Source organism: Aminobacter sp. LjRoot7 (assembly GCF_964252895.1).
GTDB classification, from domain to species: Bacteria; Pseudomonadota; Alphaproteobacteria; order Rhizobiales; family Rhizobiaceae; genus Aminobacter; species Aminobacter aminovorans_B.
On the sequence record NZ_CAXUPX020000011.1, the window covers coordinates 169,562 to 190,918 of the forward strand.

Consider the following 21,357-nt stretch of genomic DNA (forward strand, 5'->3'; position numbering starts at 1 on the left):
GAATTCCTTATGCTGAGAAACACTTTTCCATAGTTTTCCTTTCCTAGCGGATCCTCTAGATGTCGGTCAAACACTGGGAAACACCTGATATGAAATCACTGTTCCATCTCGCCATTCACGTGACGGACCTGGACGCGGCGCGCGGCTTCTATGGCGGTGTGCTCGGCTGTGTCGAAGGGCGTTCGACCGACAGCTGGGTCGACTTCGACTTTTTCGGCCATCAGCTGTCGCTGCATCTCGGCAAGCCGTTCGAGGTCACCCGCACCGGCAAGGTCGGCACGCACCTCGTCATGATGCCGCATTTCGGCATCGTGCTTCCGCTCGACGACTGGTTTGCACTCGCCGATCGCTTGAAAAAAGGCGGCATCGCATTCGACATTCCGCCTGTCATCCGCTTCGAAGGTGAACCCGGCGAGCAGCGCACGATGTTCTTCTTCGACCCTTCGGGCAATCCGATCGAGGTCAAGGGTTTCAAGGATTTCGACAGCGTCTTCGCCGCCTAGACGAGACAGGTCACGCTCGACAAGTTCTGGAATGAGACCGCGTGCCTAGCGTGATCAGATCGCGATCGTCGCCGCATAGAGCGCTGCCGCCATGTCCGGATCGTCGGCGTCGGTGACTGCCAGCAGATCGAGGCGGTTGCCGTCGAGCTCAGCGTGAATGCCCTCGATCTTATACGGCCGATCAAGCCGGCGAACGAAACGCAGCTGGCCGTCGTTCCCGACGATACCGATGGCAGCCCCGACACATGCGCCGTCGTTGAAGGCGTCGTCCGTGTCTTCGGCAACCGCGCTGAACACCACATCGCCACCGGGCAGCGCCGTGGCATCCGTAAAGCACAGCGGCACGCCATCGACATGGCCGAGATCGAACCTGTCGATTGTCATCGGCCTGAGCGCATCGGCTCGTGTGCCGGTCACGACATCGATGACCGCCGCAAGCGGATATCGGATGATGGCATTGTCGGGATGCTGCTTGTTGCCGCGCTGGAACAGGCGCAGTTCGTCTCCGACAACGACCGCACCTTCGATATTGACCTCGGCGAAAACATCGGCAAGCGGAGCCAGGATGGCTGAGCAGTCGAGGCCTCGCGCAGCGCCGGTAATGGCACCCGATAGGTCGAGAGCAAGCAATGCGCCGCGGCGCCGGTTGGGCCGCGAGCCCGATCCGACAGCCAACAGCGCGCCATGGGGAAAACCCTCGAAAGCGGGCAGCGACGTGAGTGCTTCGAGGTCTGGCTTGTGCCGCTTGCGGGCAACTTTCTCGTCTGGCAGCGCGCCGTCGAACAACAGTACCAGCTGACCGGGACGATCGTCCTTTGTGGAAAAGACGCCGAGATGGAGTTCGTCGTCGGCAACGACATACATCGCCGAACCGAGGCAAACTAGGCCGCTGGCAGCACTCAGATGCAATGGCCGCCCAGCGCTTGGCGCAGCCGTCAGGGTCAGTTCGCGCTGCTTCTTGAGAGCGATCATGCAGAAGTCATAGCAGCTTGTGCGCGAATGGCTCCTACCTGCCGGGACATTGCCGCGGCCGCGCGACCGTCATTTCTTCTCAAGATCGATCAGCCCCTCCAGCAGGTCGAGCAGCTGTTCGTAACGCTCGTGCCCGATGCGCCTTTGGACGTCATCATAGATGGCGCTGCTCTCCGGCGACACTTCCGATATCAGGACCTGCCCTTTCGGCGCGATGGACAGCATCACACGCCGGCCATCGCCTTCGACCTTGCCGCGCGTGATGAGGCTGCGCTCTTCAAGCGCCTTGATGATCCGTGTCAGGCTCGGCGCCAGTATCGAGGCACGTTCGGCAAGTTCCGTCGCATCGAGAGGGCTCTGCTCGCCCAGAACGCGAAGGACGCGCCATTGCTGCTCCGAAACGCCATGCTGAGCGAGAATGGGCCGGAACTGGGCCATCACCACTTCACGCGCACGCAGCAGTGACATTGGCAACGAACGTCGGGTGCTTTGCAGCAAGGGTGAACTCCTGATGGCAGGCGACGGTTTGGCCGGCATTCCACTCTACTCCGATAATACCGGCGCCCCGACGGATCAACGCCGAGTGGCGGCAATCAGCTGAATTCTGACGGCATATGCGCCTTGACATCGATCCGCAAAACTACTTAACATGTTAAATATTGAAACGCCAATTGTGTGGGAAGACACGCCTTGCCTCACCTCACGCTCGAATATTCCGCCAATCTCGACGGCCGCGTCGACATGCCGATGCTTTGCGGAGAGCTGTCGCAGGCGATCCTCGACACCGGCCTGTTCGAACATGGTGCGGTCAGAGTGCGGGCACTGCGCGCCGACACTTATGCGGTTGCCGACCGCGTGGCCGAAAACGGCTTCATCGACATGAGCTTCAGGATCGGCGCCGGACGCACAGCAGAGGAAAAGAAACGTGCCGGCGCGGCAATCTTCGCTGCCGCGAATGCGTTTCTCGCGCCTCTTTTCGCCACGCCTCATTTCGCGCTTTCGCTCGAGATCCGCGAGATCGACGCCGAGCTGAGCTGGAAAAACAACGCCATCCACCCGCGTCTGCGGAACAAGTGACGGAAACCTCAATGTCAGATTTCGAAAACAACCTGCGCAAGGCTGAAGCCTATCTCGAACGCTTCAAGTCCGGCCGGGTCAGTAACCACATCAACGGCGAGGCGGTGCCTGCGCTCGACGGGACGACCTTCGAGACCATCTCGCCGGTCGACCTCAAGCCGCTAGCCCGGGTGGCACATGGCAAGGCGGCTGACATCGACATGGCGGCCAAGGCAGCCAAGGCAGCCTTTCCGGCATGGGCCGCCCAATCGGGCGATGCCCGCAAGAAGATGCTTCACGCCATCGCCGATGCCATCGTCAAGCGGGCAGAAGAGATCGCCTTCGTCGAATGCATGGATACCGGCCAGTCGCTGAAGTTCATGGCCAAGGCGGCCCTCCGCGGTGCCGAGAACTTCCGCTACTATGCCGACAAGGCACCCGAGGCGCGCGACGGCCGCACGCTGCAGGCGCCCGGCCAGCTGAACATCACCACCCGCGTGCCGATCGGCCCGGTCGGCGTCATCACGCCGTGGAACACGCCTTTCATGCTGTCGACCTGGAAAATTGCGCCGGCACTGGCCGCAGGTTGCACGATCGTCCACAAGCCGGCCGAGTTCTCGCCGCTGACCGCGCGGCTGCTCGTCGAGATCGCCGAAGAGGCAGGCCTGCCAAAGGGCGTCTGGAACCTGGTCAACGGCCTGGGCGAGGATGCCGGCAAGGCGCTGACCGAACACCCCGACATCAAGGCGATCGGCTTCGTCGGCGAAAGCCGCACCGGCTCGATGATCATGCGCCAGGGCGCCGACACGCTGAAGCGCGTGCATTTCGAGCTCGGCGGCAAGAACCCGGTGATCGTGTTCGCCGATGCCGACCTCGAGCGCGCTGCGGACGCCGCCGTGTTCATGATCTACTCGCTCAATGGCGAACGCTGCACCTCGTCGTCACGCCTGCTGGTCGAAGCTTCGATCCACGACAAGTTCGTGGCCATGGTGGCGGAAAAGGCCAAGCGCATCCAGGTCGGCCATCCGCTCGACCCGAAGACTGTCGTCGGCCCGCTGATCCACCCGGTGCACGAGGCCAAGGTGCTTTCCTACATCGAGCTCGCCCGTTCGGAAGGTGCTACCATCGCCGCCGGCGGTAACAAGGTCGACGGCCCGGGTGGCGGCTGCTACGTCGCGCCGACGCTGTTCACCGGCGCACGCAACGACATGCGCATCGCGCAGGAGGAGATCTTCGGACCGGTGCTGACCGCGATCCCGTTCGAGACCGAAGCCGAAGCGCTTTCGATCGCCAATGACACCCAATACGGTCTTGCCGGATATCTGTGGACATCGGATGTGACGCGCGCCCTGCGCTTCACCGAAGGGCTAGCTGCCGGGATGATCTGGGTCAATTCGGAGAATGTCCGGCATCTGCCGGCGCCGTTCGGCGGCGTCAAGAACTCCGGCATCGGCCGTGACGGCGGCGACTGGTCGTTCGACTTCTACATGGAAACCAAGAATATCGCCTTCGCCACGGCGGCCCACAACATCCAGAAGCTCGGCGGCTGAGCGGGAACACCACACATGCCATTGCCCACACCCAACCTCTATCCCGCCTTCAACATCGTACGGCTCAGCCATGTCGAACTGGCCGTAACGGATCTGGCGAAGTCTCGCGCGTTCTATGTCGACACGCTCGGCCTTCAGGTCACCGACGAAACGGCCGACACGATCTACCTGCGCGCCATGGAAGAGCGCGGCCACCATTGCATCGTGCTGAAAAAGAGCGCCCGGGCCGAAGCCCGTGACCTCGGCTTCAAGGTGTTTTCGGACGAAGACCTCGACAAGGCCGAGCACTTCTTCAAGGCGAAGGAGCTGCCGGTCGAATGGGTCGAGCGGCCCTACCAGTCGCGCACGTTGCGCACCCGCGACCCGCACGGCATTCCGCTGGAGTTCTATTCCAAAATGGACCGGCTGGCGCCGATCCACCAGAAATACGCGCTCTACAAGGGCGTGAAACCGTTGCGCATCGACCACTTCAACTGTTTTTCGCCAGACGTCGACCAGTCGGTCGCCTTCTACAACGAGCTCGGCTTCCGCGTGACCGAGTTCACCGAGGACAATGAGACCGGCCGCCTGTGGGCGGCGTGGACCCACCGCAAGGGCGGCGTGCACGACATCGCCTTCACCAATGGGCTCGGACCGCGCCTGCACCACGTCGCCTTCTGGGTGCCGACGCCGCTCAACATCATCGACCTGCTCGACCTGATGGCGACCACCGGTTACGTCGGCAACATCGAGCGTGGACCCGGCCGCCACGGCATCTCCAACGCCTTCTTCCTCTACATCCGCGATCCCGACGGTCACCGCATCGAGATCTATTGCTCGGACTACCAGACGGTCGATCCCGACCTCGAGCCGATCAAGTGGGACCTCAAGGATCCGCAGCGCCAGACGCTGTGGGGCGCCCCTGCCCCGCGCTCATGGTTCGAGGAGGGCAGCACATTCGCCGGCACCGAGCCGCGCCCGTCGGCGCTTGCCGCCTCGCCGATCATCGCACCGTGAGATCAGACATGACCGAACGGCCGCGTTTCGCCACTTACACCCACGCCGGCAAGACGAGCTACGGCGCGGTGACCTCCAAAGGTATTGTCGACCTGGCACCACAGTTCCCGCAATGGCCGACGCTGCGCGAGGTTATCGCGGCGAACGGTCTCGCTCGGCTTACGGAAGCCGCTGAACAGCGCGCGGCCGACATTTCGGAACCCGAGATCACCTACCAGATCCCGATCCCGGCGCCGGAGAAGCTGATCTGCGTCGGGGTCAACTTCCCCGACCGCAACGAAGAGTACAAGGACGGCCAGGCGGCGCCCGGCAATCCGTCGCTGTTCATCCGTTTCCCGCGTTCCTTTGTCGGCCATGGCGCGGCCATCGTCCGGCCACCGGAGTCACCGCAGTTCGACTATGAAGGCGAGATCGTCATCGTCATAGGTAAGGGCGGACGCCGCATTGCCGAGCGCGACGCGCTCGACCATATAGCAGCACTTTCGCTCTGCAACGAAGGCACGATCCGCGACTGGGTCCGGCACGCCAAGTTCAACGTCACCCAGGGCAAGAACTTCGACGCCACCGGCGCCATCGGCCCCTGGCTGGTGCCCTATACGGACGAAGCCCAGCTTGCCGACATTCGCCTGACGACGAAGGTCAATGGCGAGCTGCGGCAGGATGACCGCACAAGCCGCATGATCTTCGGCTTCCGCAAGCTGATCAGCTACATCTCGACCTTCACCACGCTTGTTCCAGGCGACGTCATCGTCACCGGCACACCGACCGGCGCCGGCGCGCGCTTCGATCCGCCGCGCTGGCTGGTCCCCGGCGACATCGTGGAAGTCGAAGCGGAAGGCATCGGCACATTGCGCAACACCGTCATGGACGAACAGCCATGAAGCTTAAGCCAGAGCAGCATCAGACAGCAGCGCAACGCCTCGACCAGGCCGAAAAGCAGCGCAAGCAGATCGGGCTGCTGTCGCTCGAACACCCTGAGATGGACATGGAGGACGCCTATGCCGTGCAGGCCGCATGGGTCCAGCTCAAGCTCGCCCAGGGTCGGCGCCGGATTGGCTGGAAGATCGGCCTGACATCGAAGGCGATGCAATATGCGCTCAACATCGACATTCCCGATTCAGGCGTCCTGCTTGACGACATGATGTTTTCGGACGCGGCGACAATCTCGGCCGACCGCTTCATCCAGCCCCGCATCGAGGCCGAGATCGCATTCGTTATGAAAGCGCCGCTGGACGGTCCGAACACGACCGTCTTCGACGTGCTCAACGCCACCGATTTCATTGCGCCCGCCATCGAGATCCTCGACACGCGCATCCTGCGTAGCGATCCAGCCACCGGCCGCACCCGCACCATCGTCGACACCATCTCCGACAATGCTGCCAATGCCGGTATCATCACCGGCGGCCGGCCGATGCGCCCGACCGAGGCCGACATGCGCTGGATCGGCGCCATCGTATCGCGCAATGGCGAAGTCGAGGAAACCGGCCTCGGCGCCGGTGTACTCAACCATCCTGCAGCCGGTATCGCCTGGCTGGCCAACCGGCTCGCCATGTTCGGCGGCTCGATTGCGGCCGGCGACATCGTGCTCTCGGGTTCGTTCATCCGTCCTGTGGAAGCGCGCCACGGCGACACCATCATGGCCGACTTCGGTTCCTTCGGCACTGTCAGCGCCTACTTCGCTTAGAGAAGCCCATGCCCGCACCACACAATCCTTTCAAAGCGGCACTGCTGAACAGCGAAGCGCAGATCGGCCTGTGGCTCGGCCTCGCCAATGCCTACACCGCCGAGATCTGTGCCGGCGCGGGTTTCGACTGGCTGGTCATTGACGGCGAGCACGCCCCGAATGATGTCCCCGTCATGGCCACGCAGATGCAGGCCATCGCCGCCTCCGGTTCCCATGCCGTCGTGCGCCCGCCAATCGGCGAAACCTGGATCATCAAGCAACTGCTCGACATCGGCGCCCAAACAATCCTGGTACCGATGGTCGAGACCGCCGATCAAGCCCGCGAGCTCGTCAAGGCGATGCGCTACCCGCCGCATGGCGTGCGCGGCGTGGGTGCAGCGCTTGCCCGCGCTTCTGCCTTCAACCGCATCCCCGACTATCTGGCGACAGCCAACGACCAGACCTGTCTGCTGGTCCAGCTGGAGAGCAGGGCCGGGCTGGCGCAGCTTGAAGCCATCGCAGCCGTCGAGGGCGTCGACGGCATCTTCATCGGCCCGGCCGACCTCGCCGCCGACATGGGCTACCTCGGCAAGCCCGGCGCGCCGGAAGTGCAGGCAGCCGTGGAGGATGCGATCCGCCGCATTGGCATTTCAGGCAAGGCTGCCGGCATCCTCACCTCCGATGTCAGTCTGGCCCAGCGCTACCTGGACCTCGGCGCCACCTTCGTCGCCGTCGGCAACGATGTCGGCCTGCTGGCGCAGGCGACGAGCGCACTTGCAGCGAAGTTCAGGACCAACAGCAAGGGCGAGCAGCAGGCAACTGGCACCAGCTACTGAGAATTCTCTTCGTCAGAAATGTAGAAAGGGCGGCCTCGAGCCGCCCCTTCTTTTGCTGTCCCGCGATCACCCGGCGCCAGCCGCAACCGCCTCGCACAGCTGAAACCATCGCTCGCTCAGCGCGTGATGTGGACCGTCTGCATCTGCATGTACTCTTCGAGTCCCCAGTGGCCGAACTCGACACCGATGCCCGATTGTTTGGCGCCGCCGAATGGCGCAGCAGGCGAGATCGAGCTGTGGTCGTTGACCCAGGCGGTTCCGCATTCCAGGCGCCGCGCCAGCACTTCCGCCTTCTTGATGTCAGTCGACCAGATCGAACCGCCCAAGCCGTTTTCGCTGGCATTGGCGCGCGCGATCGCATCATCGACATCGCTGTAGCGCACGATCGGCAGGATCGGGCCGAACTGCTCTTCGTCAACGATGCGCATGCCGTCGGTCACTTCGGTGACGACGGTCAGCGGGAAAAAGTAGCCTATCTCACCTGAAGCCTCGCCGCCGGCCAGGAAACGTCCGCCATTGGCCTTGGCGTCATCGGCGAGAGCGCGCACCAGATCGAACTGTGCCTTGTTCTGCAGCGGACCAAACTGGCTGGCCGGATCGCTGGCCGGACCGACCTTGGCGGCGCGCGCCAGGCCAGCGATCTTTTCGGCCAGAGCATCATGCAGGCTCTCATGCACGTAGAGACGCTTGAGCGCGGCGCATGTCTGGCCGCTATTGCCGAAAGATTTGGCGAAGATCACCGGCGCGATGGCGTCGATGTCGGCGTCGGGCAAGACGATCGCCGCATCGTTTCCGCCGAGTTCGAGCGTCAGGCGCTTCAGCGTGTTGGCGGCATTCGACATGATGTTGCGCCCGGTGGGCGTCGAGCCGGTGAAGACGATCTTGTCGATGCCGGGGTGGCTGGTGATGGCGCGGCCGATGCCGCCCTCGCCGGTGACCGAATTGAGCACGCCGCGCGGCAGATGCGCATTGGCAAGTTCGACAAGCCGAAGCGTGCTCAGCGGTGTGTAGGACGACGGCTTGATCACCACGCAGTTGCCCGCCATCAGCGCCGGCATGATGTGCCAGGTGGCAATCAGCACCGGATGGTTCCACGGAGTGATCGAACCGACCACACCTAGCGGCTTGCGGTGGACCTCGATCCTGACCTTCTCGTCGTCACGGATCACTTCGACCGGTGGCGTGAGCTTGGCCGTTTCGCGCATCCAGTGGATGGCAGCACCGATCTCGCCATGAGCGCTGGCACGCGGTTTGCCCTGTTCGGTCGACAGCAGCACCGCCAAGGCTTCCTTGTCAGCTTCGACGGCGTTCGCGATCTCGTTGAGCAGGCGTGCCCTCTCTTCGATCGCGGTGTCACGCCATGCCGGGAACGCCGCGCGCGCGGCCGCAACCGCTGCATCGAGATGCTCAGGGCTGGCGGCAGGACACTCGGCGAAGACCTCCGCCCGCGCCGGATCGATGACGCCGAAATTGCCCGCGGCCTCCACCCTTTCGCCATTGATGATCATCGCATGGGACTGCGTCATGGTTGTCTCCCTCGAATTTGAACCGCCGCAAATTGCGGCACTGGCCGCACAAGCGGCCACGCTTCATTCAGGCGGCATTGGCGGAAAAGCCGTCCAGCCAGCCTTCGCGTAGCTGCGGCACCGCTCGGATCAAGCTCTTCGTGTAGTCGGACTGCGGCTGTTCAAACACGGCGCGCGTATCGCCATGCTCGACGATCCGCCCTCCCTGCATCACCGCGGTCTTGTGTGAAAAGCGCAGCGCGAGCCCCAGATTGTGGGTGATGAACAGGATGCTCAGCCCCTCGTCCTTGATCAGTCGGGTAAGCAGTTTGACGATGCTTTCCTCGACCAGCGGATCGAGCGCTGACGTGATTTCGTCGCAGATCAGGATGTCGGGTTTGGCCGCCAGCGAGCGTGCGATGCAGACACGCTGCTTCTGCCCACCGGAGAGCGATGCGGGGTAGCGGTCGAGATAGGCCACCGGCAGCTCGATGGCATCCATCAGCTCGCGCAGCCGCTGTTCAGCACCAGTACCACGCAAACCGTGGAAATAGCTGAGCGGCCGGCCAACGACGTCGCGGATGGTCTGGCGTGGATTGAGCGCCAGGTCGGGCAATTGATGGATGTACTGGATCAGGCGTCGCTGGTCGAAGCTGCGGCGTTCGACCAAAGGCGCCAGCAGGCTGTCGCGCATGCGGATCTCGCCGGTGCGGGCCGGCTGCAGCCCGGCAATGCTGCGCGCCAATGTGGTCTTGCCGCTGCCGGACTCGCCGACGAGCGCCAGCACAGAACCGGAGCCAAGCCTGATCGAGGCGTCCTTCACGGCAGTAACACCGCCATAGCCGACGTCGACATTGCGTACATCGAGCAAGGTTTCGTCGCTGCCATTGGTACTGGCGTAGCTGCCATCACCCTGGTGGGCGACGAGACGCTTGGCGTATTCGGTCTGCGGGTGGTCGACGAGCTGACGCGTCGGCCCTTGCTCTACCATCTTGCCATTACGCATCACGACGATACGGTCGGCCATCTGCGACACCACGGCCAGGTCGTGCGAGATGTAGAGCGCACCGCAATTGTGCGTACTCGCCACCTTCTTGATCAGCCTGAGCACCTCGATCTGCGTCGTCACGTCGAGTGCGGTGGTCGGTTCGTCGAAAATGATCAGGTCTGGCTGGTTGATCAGCGCCATGGCGATCATCGCCCGCTGCAACTGGCCGCCCGAGACCTGGTGCGGATAGCGCCGGCCGAAATTCTGAGGGTCTGGGAGCTGAAGTTCCTCGAATAGTTCGGTTGCCATGCGCCGCCGCTGGGCGGAAGTCAGCTTCTGCGCCATGGCGGGGATTTCGGTGACCTGATCTTCCAACCGATAAAACGGGTTGAACGCCGCGGCAGCACTTTGGGCGACATAGGACGCTTTGGTACGACGGATGGTCTCGAGTTCGGCGGTTCCGAGCACCATCAGCGACTGGCCACCCAGCGTGATCGACCCCGCGGTCGGTCTACAGCCCGACTTGAACAGCATGATCGAGCTCAGCGCCAGCGTGCTCTTGCCCGCGCCTGACTCACCGATGATGCCGAGCACTTCGCCACGATCGACATGAATCGAGACGTCGTCGAGCAATACGCCCGTCTGTGTCTCGACTCGCAGATTGTCGATGCTCAGTATTCGATTTCCGCTCATTTCACGTCCGGTTTGTCTGAAAAGCGACCGACGAGCCAATCAACGATCCCGTTCACGCTCAGGCAGAAGAGCGCGATGCAGAAAGCCGGTATCAGCGGCGTCAGACGGCCGGTTGAAAGGGCGAGCGCATTCTCGCGGACAAGTCCGCCGAGATCGGCCGCGGGCGGCTGGATGCCAATGCCCAGGAAGCTGAGCGAACTGATGAAAAGTGCCGCGGAGGAAAGCCCCAGTCCGAACTGCGCCAAAAGCGACGGCACCATGTTAGGCAGTATTTCCTTGAACAAATACCAGTGCAGCCGTTCGCCACGCAGGCGTCCGACTTCGACATATTCCATCGCCGCCAGGTCGCCGGCGATCGGCCGTGTGACGCGGTAGTAGGTGCTCGACTGCAGCACCGCCATGGTCAGGATCAGCGTCGTCAACGACACGCCGGCAATGGCCAGGATGATCAGCGCGAAGATGATCTGCGGGATCGACATCAGGATGTCGACTGCACGGCCAATGACGATATCGACCCACCCCTTGCTCAAGCCGGCGATGATGGCCAGCGACACGCCGATCATGCAGGCCAGCGTGGTTGCGATCAGCGTCGCAACGAAGGTGTAGCGCGTGGCGTAGAGGATGCGGGACAGCATGTCCCGGCCGAGGCCGTCGGCACCCAGCACACCGCCCACGCCGGGCGCATCGAATGCGGCATGGACCATCTCGTTCGGCGGGAACGGCGCCAGCACCGGCGCAAGGATGGCAGCTGCCGCCATCGTTGCGAGTACGGCCAGGGAAACGGTCAGCGTCAACTTGCTCGACACGGTTCAGTTCCCCTTCCTGGGCAGGCGCTGGCGCGGATTAACGAGCATGGCCAAAAGGTCGGCGGTGAAGTTGAGCGAGATGAAGATCGTCGAGAACAGCACGCCGCAAGCAAGCACCATCGGAATGTCGCGATAGGCGACCGCGTCGACCATCAGCTTGCCCATGCCGGGATAGTTGAACACTGCCTCGATCACCACGACGTCAACGATCAGGTAGGCCATGGTGATCATGCAGATCGAGACGATCGGCGACAGCGCATTGGGCAGCGCGTGCTTGAGAATGATCCTGTTGCGCGGAATGCCCTTGGTCTCGGCCATCAGAATGTAGTCGGAACTCATCACCCCGAGCACGGCGGCGCGGGTGAGTTTCATCACATGGGCCTGCGCCACCAGAACCAGAGTCAGCACCGGCAATGTCAGCGCCGAAATCCATGTCGGCAGGCTGGCGCTGGAGCGGACCATCGACAGAGGTGGAAACAGCCCAAGCTTGACCGCGAAGATGAAGACCAAGAGGTAGCCGATCAGGAACGACGGCATCGACAGGAAGATCGCGGAGACCGAACCGGTTGCGGTGTCGAGTGCCTTGCCACGGTTGATCGCCGCGAGCAGCCCGACGCCGACAGCCAGCGGCAGAACGATTGCCGCCGCAGAAAAAGCGAGGATCAGCGAATTGATCAGTCGCGGCACCAACAGGTTGATGACCGGCTGGGAGTTGGAAAGCGAAGTTCCGAAATCGCCGTGCAACGCATTTCCAAGCCAATGGAAATAACGCACCGGCAAAGGTTGATCTAGGCCCAGCTCGGTACGCAGGGCCAAGACCGTTTCAGGGGTGGCATTCTGGCCGAGCAACGCATTGGCTGCGTCACCCGGCAACATCGACGTTCCCAGAAAGACCAGGAACGAAATGAAAAAGATCGACACGAGCCCGGACGCAACCCTGGCGACTACGAACGATTTCACCGGGGAATTGGCGAACAGAGTCATGCCGTCCAGTCCTGTCAGGCGAACCAGACCTGCTCGATGGCGCGGTAGCCCGCCATCTGCAGAGCCGAGGGCACGAAACCGTCGAGGTCGCTGGTCGTGCCTTCGACCGTGCTGGAGAAGAACGGAATGATGGTGCCGCCATCTTCCCGGCAGATTTTCTGCGCCGTCGCATAGAAGGCCTTGCGCTTCTCGAGGTCAGGCTCGGCGCGCGCGGCGATCACTGCTGCGTCGAAGTCCTTGTTCACCCACTTGCACTCGTTGTTGCCCGAGGTGCTGAGGAAGGCGACCGAGAAGATCGCATCTGCGGTCGGTCGGTCGGAACGGGCCGAGACGTGGAACGGCGTCTGGCCGACGATGGTCTCCCAGTAGCCGTCCGACGGCTCACGCTTGACCTCGATCGGAATGCCCGCCTTGGCGGCGTGCTCCTGGAAGATCACGGCCATGTCGACGGCACGTGACGAGATCGCTTCCGAAGTCTGCAGCACGAGCGGACCCTTGAAGCCGGTCTTGTCGAACAGTTCCTTGGCGCGCTTCGGATCGTATTCGGTCTGCGGCAGGTCGTCGGCAAAGACCGGATCGCTCGGTGCGACCGGCGTGTCGTTGGCGATACGGCCGACGCCAACCGAGACACGCTCGAGCATGTCGGGACGGTTGACGGCGAGCTTGAGCGCCATGCGCATGTCGGGGTTGTCGAACGGCGCCATGTCGGTGCGCATGTTGAAGCAGATGAAGCCGCGGCCCTCGGTGTTGTAGATCTTGAGGTTCGGCATCTGGCGCATCAGCGGTGCAGTGCGGGCGTCGAGCAGCGTGGTCAGATGGATCTGGCCGCTCTGGAACGCGCTGCCCAGCGCCGAGGCATCATTGATGGCGAGGAATTCGAGGCTGTCGACGAAAGCTGCGTCCGACTTGAAATAGTTCTCGTTGCGCTCGGCTTCGAGAACCTCGCCCGGCGAAAACCGCTTCAGCTTGTAAGGGCCGGTGCCGACACCGTCAAAGGTCGTCGTGCCAGCCGGAACGATGCCCAGCGAGAACGCCGTCAGCATGGCCGGGAACATGTAGTTGGCTTCGGGCAGGTCGATGATGACGCGGTTCGGGCCATCAGCGCGGATATCGGTAACGCTCTTGATGATGCCACGCATATTGGAGCGCGACGCCTCTTCGGCATGGCGCTTCAGCGAGAACACCACGTCATCGCTGGTGAACGCCTTGCCGTTGTGGAAGGTGGCGCCCTCGACCAGATCGAAAATCCAGCTCTTGCCGCCGTTGGCAGGCTCCCAGCTCTTGGCGAGACCGGGCCGCAGTTCCATGTCGAGGCCATGGACTTCGATCAACGAATTGTAGGTGATGCCGGACATGACCGCCGTGTAGGGCGAGCCGAACGTGCGCGGATCAAGCGAATCCGCCGTCGAGGCGCCACCGCTTGCCACGACAAGGTGGCCGCCGCGCTTGGGCTCGGCCGCCCATACACCGCCGCCAGGCAATGCCGCCATCAGGCCGGAAGCCGCTGAGATCTTGAGCAGGCTTCGGCGCGAAATCGTAAACATCTTCCTCACTCCCTTTTTCGCAAATTGACCCGCAACGTCGCTTCTCTTGCGGCGTTCAGCAGGCATTCCCCTCTGTATTTTCGGCTTGGAACCAAAGCGGCAGGGCAGGCCCGGCCGTTCCTCCATGGTCAGTCGCCGGCTTCTGCCTTCGCCAGGTCGCCCAGTTGGCGCGACTTGACGAACTGCAGACGTCCGTAAACGAGGTTTCTGGCCGCATCGGGCTCGCGGGCTTCGATGCAGGCGATCAGCGCGCGCTGGAATGCCACCGCGCGACGGGCCACGTCAGGCGACGATCCCCTGACGTAGAGCGGCATCAGAACATGGCTGAGCGCCCTGAACTGTGCTGCGAGCACCCGATTGTGGGAGGCTGCGACGACGCAGCCATGAAAGTTGATCGCCGCCCAGGTGAACTCCTCGGCGTCATCAATGAGCCGCTCGGCCTCGGCCAGCGCGTCATGCAGTGCCTTGATATCGGAGCCGTCGGCGTTGCTGGCAGCAAGCCCCGCCGCCATCACCTCGATGGCGATTTGCGTGTCGAGAAGCTCCTCGGTGCTGATGCCGATCAGCTTCAACTGGATGGCGATGGTTTCAGCCAGCCGTTCGGAATTGCCCTCGGCAACGAAGATGCCGCCCTTGATACCAACTTTGACCTCGATCACGCCAGATGCCTGGAGCGACCGCAAGGCATCACGCATCGTCATGCGGCTGACGCCGAACTGCAGCGCCAGTGACGCCTCCGAACCCAGGCGATCACCAGGTGCAAGCCGGCCGGCAAAAAGCACGGTGCGGATCTGATCGATCACGCTCGCCGAAAGCGTCGTCTGCTTGCCCGAGGACCACAGCCGCTCTGCCGGACCGACCATCTGGGTAAGACCGCTACCTTCAGCATCAGGCGCCTTTTGCATGTCGATCCCTTTGATACGATATTTAGGACAAAAAAGATCATTCGGAGTCAGAAATCAAGCGAAAAATGGCGATTGCGCAGCCTAAATTTTTAAACTATCATATATTTCAAGATCGGCGGTGACGAGCTCCCGCCTTCAACAATTTCAATCAGTTGAGTGGGACATGGTCACAGAAGATCTGATAGATCGCTCGTTGCGCATCGGCTCCGAGAGGGTCCAAGCGGCCGATCGCGACATTCTGCCGATCATCAACCCCGCCAGCGGCGAGACGATCGGCGAAATCCCCGTCGCAACCACTGCCGATCTCGACGACGCCCTGGCCGCGGCGACCGCCGCATACCGCTCCTGGCGCAAGGTTTCGGCATTCGAGCGCTACGCCATTTTGCGCCGCGCGGCGGGCTTGCTGCGCGAACGCGCACCAAGCATCGCCCGTGCCATGACGCTTGAGCAGGGCAAGCCGGTCGGCGACTCGATGGCCGAGGTGCAAGGTGCTGCCGACATCTTCGACTGGTACGCCGAGGAAGGCCGCCGCGCCTACGGGCGCATCATTCCTTCGCGTACCTCAGGTGTGCGCAGCCTGGTGTTCCGCGAGCCGATCGGCCCGGTCGCCCTGTTCACGCCGTGGAATTTCCCCGTCACGATCCCGGCACGCAAGATCGCCGCGGCACTTGCCGCTGGATGTTCCTGCATTGCCAAACCCGCCGAGGAAACGCCGTCGCCGACACTGGCGATCGCCCAGGCGCTCGCCGATGCCGGCCTTCCACATGGCGTGCTCAACATCGTCTTCGGCGTGCCGGATCAAATCTCGACGCATCTGATCGCGTCGCCGGTGATCAAGAAGATCTCCTTCACCGGATCGACCCGCGTCGGCAAGCACCTCGCCAGGCTGGCAGCCGACGGCGTCAAGCCGGCGACGCTGGAGCTCGGCGGTCACGCTCCGACAATCGTCTTTGCTGACGCCGACGTCGAGAAGGCTGCCGAAATGACCGCGCGGTCGAAGTACCGCAACGCCGGCCAGATCTGCATCACGCCGACCCGCTTCTATCTCCACGAGAGCATCCACGACAGGTTCGTTACCAGGTTTCGCGATGTAGCTGCCTCGCTCAGGTTGGGCGACGGCCTCGACCCGCAAACCCAGATGGGGCCTCTGGCGAACAGCCGCCGCATAGACGCAATGGACAGCCTGGTTTCGGAGGCGCAACGCTCTGGCGCGCGCATCGAGCTGGGCGGCGAACGAACTGGTGATCGCGGCTATTTCTGGCAGCCCACCGTTCTGACCGACGTGCCCAATGAGGCGCGGATCATGAATGAGGAGCCGTTCGGTCCGGTCGCGGTGACGCGCCGGTTCAAGGATTTCGACGAGGTCGTTGCCGAGGCCAACAGGCTTCCCTTCGGTCTTTCCGCCTATGCCTTCACCCGCGACACGACCACCGCCACGCGGATCGGCGACGAGCTGGAGTCCGGCATGGTCGGCATCAACAACATGGTGCTGACGACGCCCGAGACCCCGTTCGGCGGCGTCAAGGAAAGCGGCTACGGCTCCGAAGGCGGGTCGGAAGGCCTCGATAGCTATCTCGTGACCAAATTCGTGACACAGGGTTGAAGCGTAGCGCAATGACCGAGCATTCGATTCCCAACTTCCGTGAAATCGGCGAAATCACCGGCTCGACGGATTCCCGCGACGTGCTGGCGCACGCCACCAGGCAGGCGGCCAGGAATTTCGACGACTACCTTATCGTCGACGTCGACGCCCATGTTTCGGAGGACCATTTCTGGTCGGAGATCATCGACCTGATCGACAATGACGTGCTGCGCCAGATCGGCCAGCACCAGGTCAAGGGCTTTGGCGGTTCCAACGCCCTGCTCAACATTTCGCCCGGCCTGTCGCTGCAAAGCGTCGGCGGCCGCATCGGCCACCAGGGCCGGCGCGAACCGGTGACGGACGACAGCGTGCACCGCTTCATCTCGACAGCGCGCCGCAGCATGGATGCGATGGGGCTCGACTACCAGGTGGTGTTCCCGAGCGCCATGCTGCTGCTCGGAATGCACCCGCAGGACGAAATCGAGGTGGCGCTGGCCAAGGCCTTCAACCGCTGGATGATCGAACGCATCCTGCCGATCGACAGCCGCATGAAGGGCCTGCTCTACCTGCCGTTCAATACCCCCGAGGCCTGCGAGGAACTGGTCGAGCGCTACGGCGACACCGAAGGCATCATTGGCTTCACCGTCTGCTCGACCCGCAACAAGCCGGTCCACCACGACTGCTACATGCGGCTCTATTCGATGATCCAGGAACTGGACAAGCCGCTGGCCTTCCACTCCGGCTATCACTGGGGCGATCCGTCCTTCGCGCAGCTCAACCGCTTCCTGTCGATGCATGCGCTGTCGTTCACCCACTACAACCAAATCCACCTCACCAACTGGATCGTCAACGCCATGCCGGAGCGCTTCCCCAAGCTCAACATGCTTTGGGTGGAAAGCGGCCTGGCCTGGATCCCGTTCCTGATGCAGCGGCTCGACCATGAAGTTCTGATGCGCCCCAGCGAGGCGCCCGGCCTCAAGCGGCTGCCGAGCGAATACATGCGCGAGATGTACTACACGAGCCAGCCGCTCGAGCGCACCAACATGAAGCTTCTCGAAGCGACCATGGAGGCGATGAACGCCGAGACTCAGCTGCTCTACTCCTCGGACTGGCCGCACTGGGACTGGGATTCGCCTGCGACCATCGACTCGCTGCCGTTCCTCTCCGAGCAGGCCAAGCGCAACATCCTCGGCCTGAACGCCGCGCGGCTGTTCAAGCTCGACACGACGCGCCGCAAGCCGCTGGCAGAGGACGTCCTCGCCAATCGCCCGAAAACCGCATCGTAGTGGCACAGACAATGACAAATTCAGAACATGGCGCTGGTTTCAGCGCGGCTGCCGCGGCAATTGCCACAGCAGCAGACGAGGCCCTCGCCTCCGGAACACTCAACTGTGTGAGCGAGGCCGACATCGCCACAGCCCTGACCGCGCTCGGAAAGCTCTACGCCGCCAAGGTTGAAAAGTCGGACAAGATCTTCCCGCCCGTCGCTTCGGATGCGCTGACCGCAACCGAGACAGCAGTCTTGGTCAGCGAACTTCTGCGCGCCGCCGACCTCAACGTGTTCGACCTCGCCATGTGGTTCCGGAGGGCATCGTGAGCGCCCCCGAAATGACGGCGGCAACGTCGCGGCAAATCGTTTTGGGCCGTCATGACGAGCTCAAAAAGCGCCAGCGCATGGTCATCGACGTCGACGGCACGGGCATCGGCGTCTACTTCGTGGGCGAAGAAGTGCGCGCCTATCTCAACATCTGCCCGCACATGGGCGGACCAGTGTGCCAAGGCAAGATCATGCCGCGCACGTTGGAATTGGTGGCCGACAACGGCAAGAGCCTCGGCCTCGGCTTTTCCAAGGAGCAGTTGCACATCGTTTGCCCCTGGCATGGCTTCGAATTCGACATGCTGACCGGGCGCCACCCGATCGACAAGAATGTTGGACTGACGCCGATCCCGGTCGCGGTTAAAGACGGCGACGTAGTCGTGACGGTCGGAGGCATCCGGCCATGACCGCGACGGTCGAAACAGACGTGCTCATCGTTGGCGCGGGTCCTGTCGGGCTGACGCTCGGCATGGTGCTGGCACAGCGCGGCGTGGCGGTGACGATCCTGGAGACCCGCCATCGCGGCGAGCCACCGAACGTGAAATGCAATCACGTCTCGGCGCGTTCGATGGAGATCCTGAGGCGCCTCGGCGTCGCCAGCGCCGCACGCAATGCCGGCCTGCCGGAGGACTATGCCAACGACATCGCTTACCGCACCTCGATGACCGGCAAGGCGATCACCCGTATCCCCATCCCCTGCCGGCGCGACCGCTTCATGGCAACCGGTGGGCCCGACACAGACTGGCCGACAGCCGAACCGCCGCATCGCATCAACCAGCTCTTCCTCGAGCCGATCCTGTTCGAACACGCAGTGGCAATGCCGGGGCTGACGGTGCTCAACCGGACAGAATATGTCTCTCACGCTGAAACCGCCGACGGCGTGCAGATCAGCGCCCGCAACATCGACAGCGGCGAGGAGACGACGATCTCGGCGCGCTATCTTGCCGGCTGCGACGGCGGCCGCTCGCAGGTCCGCCGCGACATCGGCGCCAAGCTCGTCGGCGACGCCGTCGTGCAGCGCGTGCAGTCGACCTACATCCGCGCGCCGCAGTTGCTTGGCCTGATGAATGATCAACCTGCCTGGGCAAGCTTCTCGCTCAATCCCCGTCGCAGCGGCAACGTTTATGCTATCGACGGCCGCGAGACCTGGCTGGTGCACAACTATCTGCGCGACGACGAGCCGGATTTCGACAGCGTCGACCGCCACTGGTCGATCCGCGAGATCCTCGGCGTCGGTCCGGACTTTTCCTACGAAGTCCTGTCCAACGAAGACTGGTTCGGCCGTCGCCTCGTCGCCGACAGCTTCCAAAAGGGCCGGGTCTTCATCTGCGGTGACGCAGCTCATCTGTGGGTGCCTTACGCCGGCTACGGCATGAACGCCGGCATCGCCGACGCCGAATGCCTGGGCTGGCTGCTCGCCGCCAACGTCGCCGGATGGGGCAAATCAGGCATGCTCGACGCCTATGCCGCCGAGCGCCAACCGATCACCGAGCAGGTTTCGGTCTTCGCCATGAACCATGCCCATGCCATGGCCAAGGAGCGAAAGGTCGTGCCCGCAAACATCGAGGACGACACCACGGAAGGTGCCTCGGCGCGCGAGGTGCTGGGACGCAAGATCTACGACCTGAACGTCCAGCAATATTGCTGCGGCGGCCTCAACTTCGGCTACTACTACGACCGCTCGCCGATCATCTCCTATGACGGTGCGGCTCAGCCGGCCTACTCGATGGCCGACTTCACGCCGTCGACAGTGCCCGGCTGCCGCACGCCGCACATCTGGCTGGCGGACAAGCGCTCGCTCTATGACGCGATGGGTCCCGATTACACCTTGCTGCGGTTCGACCCGAGCCAGGACGCAGAGCCCTTGATGGCGGCGGCAGCGGCGCGCGGGATCCCGATCCAGCTGCTCGACGTCGTACCCGGCAAGGATGGCTCAGGCCCGTATGCCAAAGCCTTCGTGCTGTCGCGACCCGACAGGCATGTCGCCTGGCGCGGCGATACCTGCCCAACCGAGCCCAACGCGTTGCTCGACACCATCACCGGCACTGCCGCCTCGGCGAACTGAGGCGGGCCAATGCGAACCTATCTGGAATTCTGGAGTGCCCGATGAAGATCATCGACTGTCACGCACACATGGCGGTGCCGCATCAGCTTCCCGCCTACAAGGCCAGCATCCTGTCGCATCGCGGCGCGCATGGCCGCAAGGCGCCGCCTGTGTCCAACGAGGCGCTGGAGCAGGCCTTCAACCGCGTCGAGATGGCACCAATGGGCCACCTCGCCTGTCTCGACCAGGCCGGCGTCGACATCCAGCTCCTGTCGCCGCGTCCGTTCCAGCTGATGCATTCGGAAGAACCCAAGAAGCTGGTGCACTGGTACGTCGAATACGCCAACGACATCATCGCCCAGGAATGCGCGCTTTATCCCAAGCGCTTCTATGGCGTCGCCGGCCTGCCGCAGACAGGCGACAGCCCGATCACCGAGGCGCTGCCGGAGCTCGAACGCTGCGTCAAGGAGTTCGGCTTCCGCGGCTGCCTGATCAATCCCGATCCGTTCGAGAACAACGGCCGCATGGCGCCGCCAATGGGCGACCGCTACTGGTACCCGCTCTACGAAAAGCTCTGCGAGCTCGACGTCGTCGGCCACATCCATTCGGCGAGCTCACGGGCGCCCGAACGCGAGCCTTATTCGCTGCACTTCATCAATGAAGAGACCACTGCCGTCTACGGTCTGTGCAAGTCGACGGTGCTGGAAGACTTCCCCGAGCTCAAGATCCTGGTCAGCCATGGCGGCGGCGCGATCCCCTACCAGCTTGGCCGCTTCGATGCGACCACGGTGCCGCGCAACGGCATGTCGACATCAGGCGTGCGTTTCCGCGACCGGCTGCAGAAGCTCTATTTCGACACCGTGCTCTATTCGCGCGACGCGATCGAGCTGCTGGTCAAGGTGGTTGGCCCCTCGCAATGCCTCTACGGCGCGGAAATGCCCGGCGTCGGCTCGTCCATCGATCCGGAAACCGGCGAAACCTTCGACACCATCATCCCGCACATCAACGGTCTGTCGTTCATCTCCGATGATGAACGCAAGGCAATCCTGGGCGGCAATGCCGCACGGCTTTTCAACATCGAAGCCTGATCACCCCAGGTCACCTGAAGCGCAGCCTTGGCAAACATGGAGGCT

At 63.0% G+C, this 21,357-nt stretch carries 21 protein-coding genes; 13 read left to right on the plus strand and 8 right to left on the minus strand.

Annotated elements, in window-relative coordinates; genetic code table 11:
* Positions 1-89 precede the first annotated feature (89 nt).
* Positions 90-503 (plus strand): VOC family protein, encoded by a 414-nt coding sequence (locus ACSQ3E_RS25710; protein WP_067968446.1) that lies wholly within the window; start codon positions 90-92, stop codon positions 501-503.
* A gap of 54 nt (positions 504-557) precedes the next feature.
* On the opposite strand, the gene ACSQ3E_RS25715 is transcribed toward ACSQ3E_RS25710, so the two are convergent.
* Positions 558-1,475 carry a DUF6929 family protein gene (locus tag ACSQ3E_RS25715; RefSeq protein WP_436124822.1) on the minus strand — a complete coding sequence of 306 codons (918 nt, stop codon included), beginning with the start codon at positions 1,473-1,475 and terminating at the stop codon, positions 558-560.
* A gap of 69 nt (positions 1,476-1,544) precedes the next feature.
* Positions 1,545-2,012, minus strand: a complete 468-nt coding sequence (gene hpaR, locus ACSQ3E_RS25720) for a homoprotocatechuate degradation operon regulator HpaR (RefSeq protein ID WP_436124823.1) — start codon at positions 2,010-2,012, stop codon at positions 1,545-1,547.
* 153 nt (positions 2,013-2,165) lie between these two features.
* Between hpaR and ACSQ3E_RS25725 the strand changes: the two genes are divergently transcribed.
* The 6 genes from ACSQ3E_RS25725 to hpaI are packed head-to-tail and all read left to right on the plus strand — an operon-like array spanning position 2,166 to position 7,576.
* The gene (locus ACSQ3E_RS25725) at positions 2,166-2,552 is read left to right on the plus strand and encodes a 5-carboxymethyl-2-hydroxymuconate Delta-isomerase (protein WP_436124824.1); all 387 of its coding nucleotides are present in this window, start codon (positions 2,166-2,168) and stop codon (positions 2,550-2,552) included.
* 11 nt (positions 2,553-2,563) lie between these two features.
* Positions 2,564-4,081, plus strand: a complete 1,518-nt coding sequence (hpaE, locus tag ACSQ3E_RS25730; RefSeq protein ID WP_436124825.1) for a 5-carboxymethyl-2-hydroxymuconate semialdehyde dehydrogenase — start codon at positions 2,564-2,566, stop codon at positions 4,079-4,081.
* Between the two features lie 15 nt (positions 4,082-4,096).
* Positions 4,097-5,077 carry a 3,4-dihydroxyphenylacetate 2,3-dioxygenase gene (hpaD, locus tag ACSQ3E_RS25735; protein ID WP_436124826.1) on the plus strand — a complete coding sequence of 327 codons (981 nt, stop codon included), beginning with the start codon at positions 4,097-4,099 and terminating at the stop codon, positions 5,075-5,077.
* An 8-nt stretch (positions 5,078-5,085) separates the two neighbouring features.
* Positions 5,086-5,958, plus strand: a complete 873-nt coding sequence (locus tag ACSQ3E_RS25740; RefSeq protein ID WP_436124827.1) for a fumarylacetoacetate hydrolase family protein — start codon at positions 5,086-5,088, stop codon at positions 5,956-5,958.
* Positions 5,955-6,761 carry a 2-oxo-hept-4-ene-1,7-dioate hydratase gene (hpaH, locus tag ACSQ3E_RS25745; RefSeq protein ID WP_436124828.1) on the plus strand — a complete coding sequence of 269 codons (807 nt, stop codon included), beginning with the start codon at positions 5,955-5,957 and terminating at the stop codon, positions 6,759-6,761. Before ACSQ3E_RS25740 ends, hpaH begins: the two co-directional genes overlap by 4 nt.
* Before the next feature lie 8 nt (positions 6,762-6,769).
* The gene (gene hpaI / locus ACSQ3E_RS25750) at positions 6,770-7,576 is read left to right on the plus strand and encodes a 4-hydroxy-2-oxoheptanedioate aldolase (protein ID WP_436124829.1); all 807 of its coding nucleotides are present in this window, start codon (positions 6,770-6,772) and stop codon (positions 7,574-7,576) included.
* Between the two features lie 116 nt (positions 7,577-7,692).
* Here hpaI and ACSQ3E_RS25755 read toward each other — a convergent pair whose 3' ends face one another.
* The 6 genes from ACSQ3E_RS25755 to ACSQ3E_RS25780 form a co-directional block, all read right to left on the minus strand.
* Positions 7,693-9,102: an aldehyde dehydrogenase family protein gene (locus ACSQ3E_RS25755; RefSeq protein ID WP_436124830.1), complete on the minus strand. Its 1,410-nt coding sequence runs from the start codon at positions 9,100-9,102 to the stop codon at positions 7,693-7,695.
* A 67-nt stretch (positions 9,103-9,169) separates the two neighbouring features.
* Entirely contained in the window at positions 9,170-10,762 is a 1,593-nt protein-coding gene (locus ACSQ3E_RS25760) for an ABC transporter ATP-binding protein (protein WP_436124831.1), read from the minus strand.
* Complete coding sequence (locus tag ACSQ3E_RS25765) at positions 10,759-11,568, minus strand: ABC transporter permease (protein WP_436124832.1); 810 nt, start codon at positions 11,566-11,568, stop codon at positions 10,759-10,761. The genes ACSQ3E_RS25760 and ACSQ3E_RS25765 overlap by 4 nt, the downstream gene beginning before the upstream one ends.
* Positions 11,569-11,571: 3 nt before the next feature.
* Complete coding sequence (locus ACSQ3E_RS25770) at positions 11,572-12,528, minus strand: ABC transporter permease (protein WP_436124833.1); 957 nt, start codon at positions 12,526-12,528, stop codon at positions 11,572-11,574.
* Between the two features lie 38 nt (positions 12,529-12,566).
* Complete coding sequence (locus ACSQ3E_RS25775; RefSeq protein WP_436124834.1) at positions 12,567-14,096, minus strand: ABC transporter substrate-binding protein; 1,530 nt, start codon at positions 14,094-14,096, stop codon at positions 12,567-12,569.
* Positions 14,097-14,224: 128 nt separating this feature from the next.
* Positions 14,225-15,001, minus strand: coding sequence for a FadR/GntR family transcriptional regulator (locus ACSQ3E_RS25780; protein ID WP_436124835.1), 777 nt, complete (start codon positions 14,999-15,001; stop codon positions 14,225-14,227).
* Positions 15,002-15,164: 163 nt separating this feature from the next.
* Between ACSQ3E_RS25780 and ACSQ3E_RS25785 the strand changes: the two genes are divergently transcribed.
* The 6 genes from ACSQ3E_RS25785 to ACSQ3E_RS25810 are packed head-to-tail and all read left to right on the plus strand — an operon-like array spanning position 15,165 to position 21,312.
* A complete protein-coding gene (locus tag ACSQ3E_RS25785) occupies positions 15,165-16,604 on the plus strand; it encodes an NAD-dependent succinate-semialdehyde dehydrogenase (protein WP_436124836.1) in 1,440 nt (479 codons plus the stop codon).
* 11 nt (positions 16,605-16,615) lie between these two features.
* Positions 16,616-17,869 carry an amidohydrolase family protein gene (locus ACSQ3E_RS25790; protein ID WP_310323926.1) on the plus strand — a complete coding sequence of 418 codons (1,254 nt, stop codon included), beginning with the start codon at positions 16,616-16,618 and terminating at the stop codon, positions 17,867-17,869.
* Positions 17,870-17,880: 11 nt separating this feature from the next.
* Positions 17,881-18,180, plus strand: a complete 300-nt coding sequence (locus ACSQ3E_RS25795) for a hypothetical protein (protein ID WP_310323928.1) — start codon at positions 17,881-17,883, stop codon at positions 18,178-18,180.
* The gene (locus tag ACSQ3E_RS25800; RefSeq protein ID WP_310323931.1) at positions 18,177-18,587 is read left to right on the plus strand and encodes a Rieske (2Fe-2S) protein; all 411 of its coding nucleotides are present in this window, start codon (positions 18,177-18,179) and stop codon (positions 18,585-18,587) included. Before ACSQ3E_RS25795 ends, ACSQ3E_RS25800 begins: the two co-directional genes overlap by 4 nt.
* On the plus strand, positions 18,584-20,245 hold the full coding sequence (locus ACSQ3E_RS25805; protein WP_436124837.1) for an FAD-dependent oxidoreductase: 1,662 nt from the start codon (positions 18,584-18,586) through the stop codon (positions 20,243-20,245). Before ACSQ3E_RS25800 ends, ACSQ3E_RS25805 begins: the two co-directional genes overlap by 4 nt.
* A gap of 41 nt (positions 20,246-20,286) precedes the next feature.
* On the plus strand, positions 20,287-21,312 hold the full coding sequence (locus tag ACSQ3E_RS25810) for an amidohydrolase family protein (RefSeq protein WP_436124838.1): 1,026 nt from the start codon (positions 20,287-20,289) through the stop codon (positions 21,310-21,312).
* The last annotated feature ends 45 nt before the right edge of the window (positions 21,313-21,357 follow it).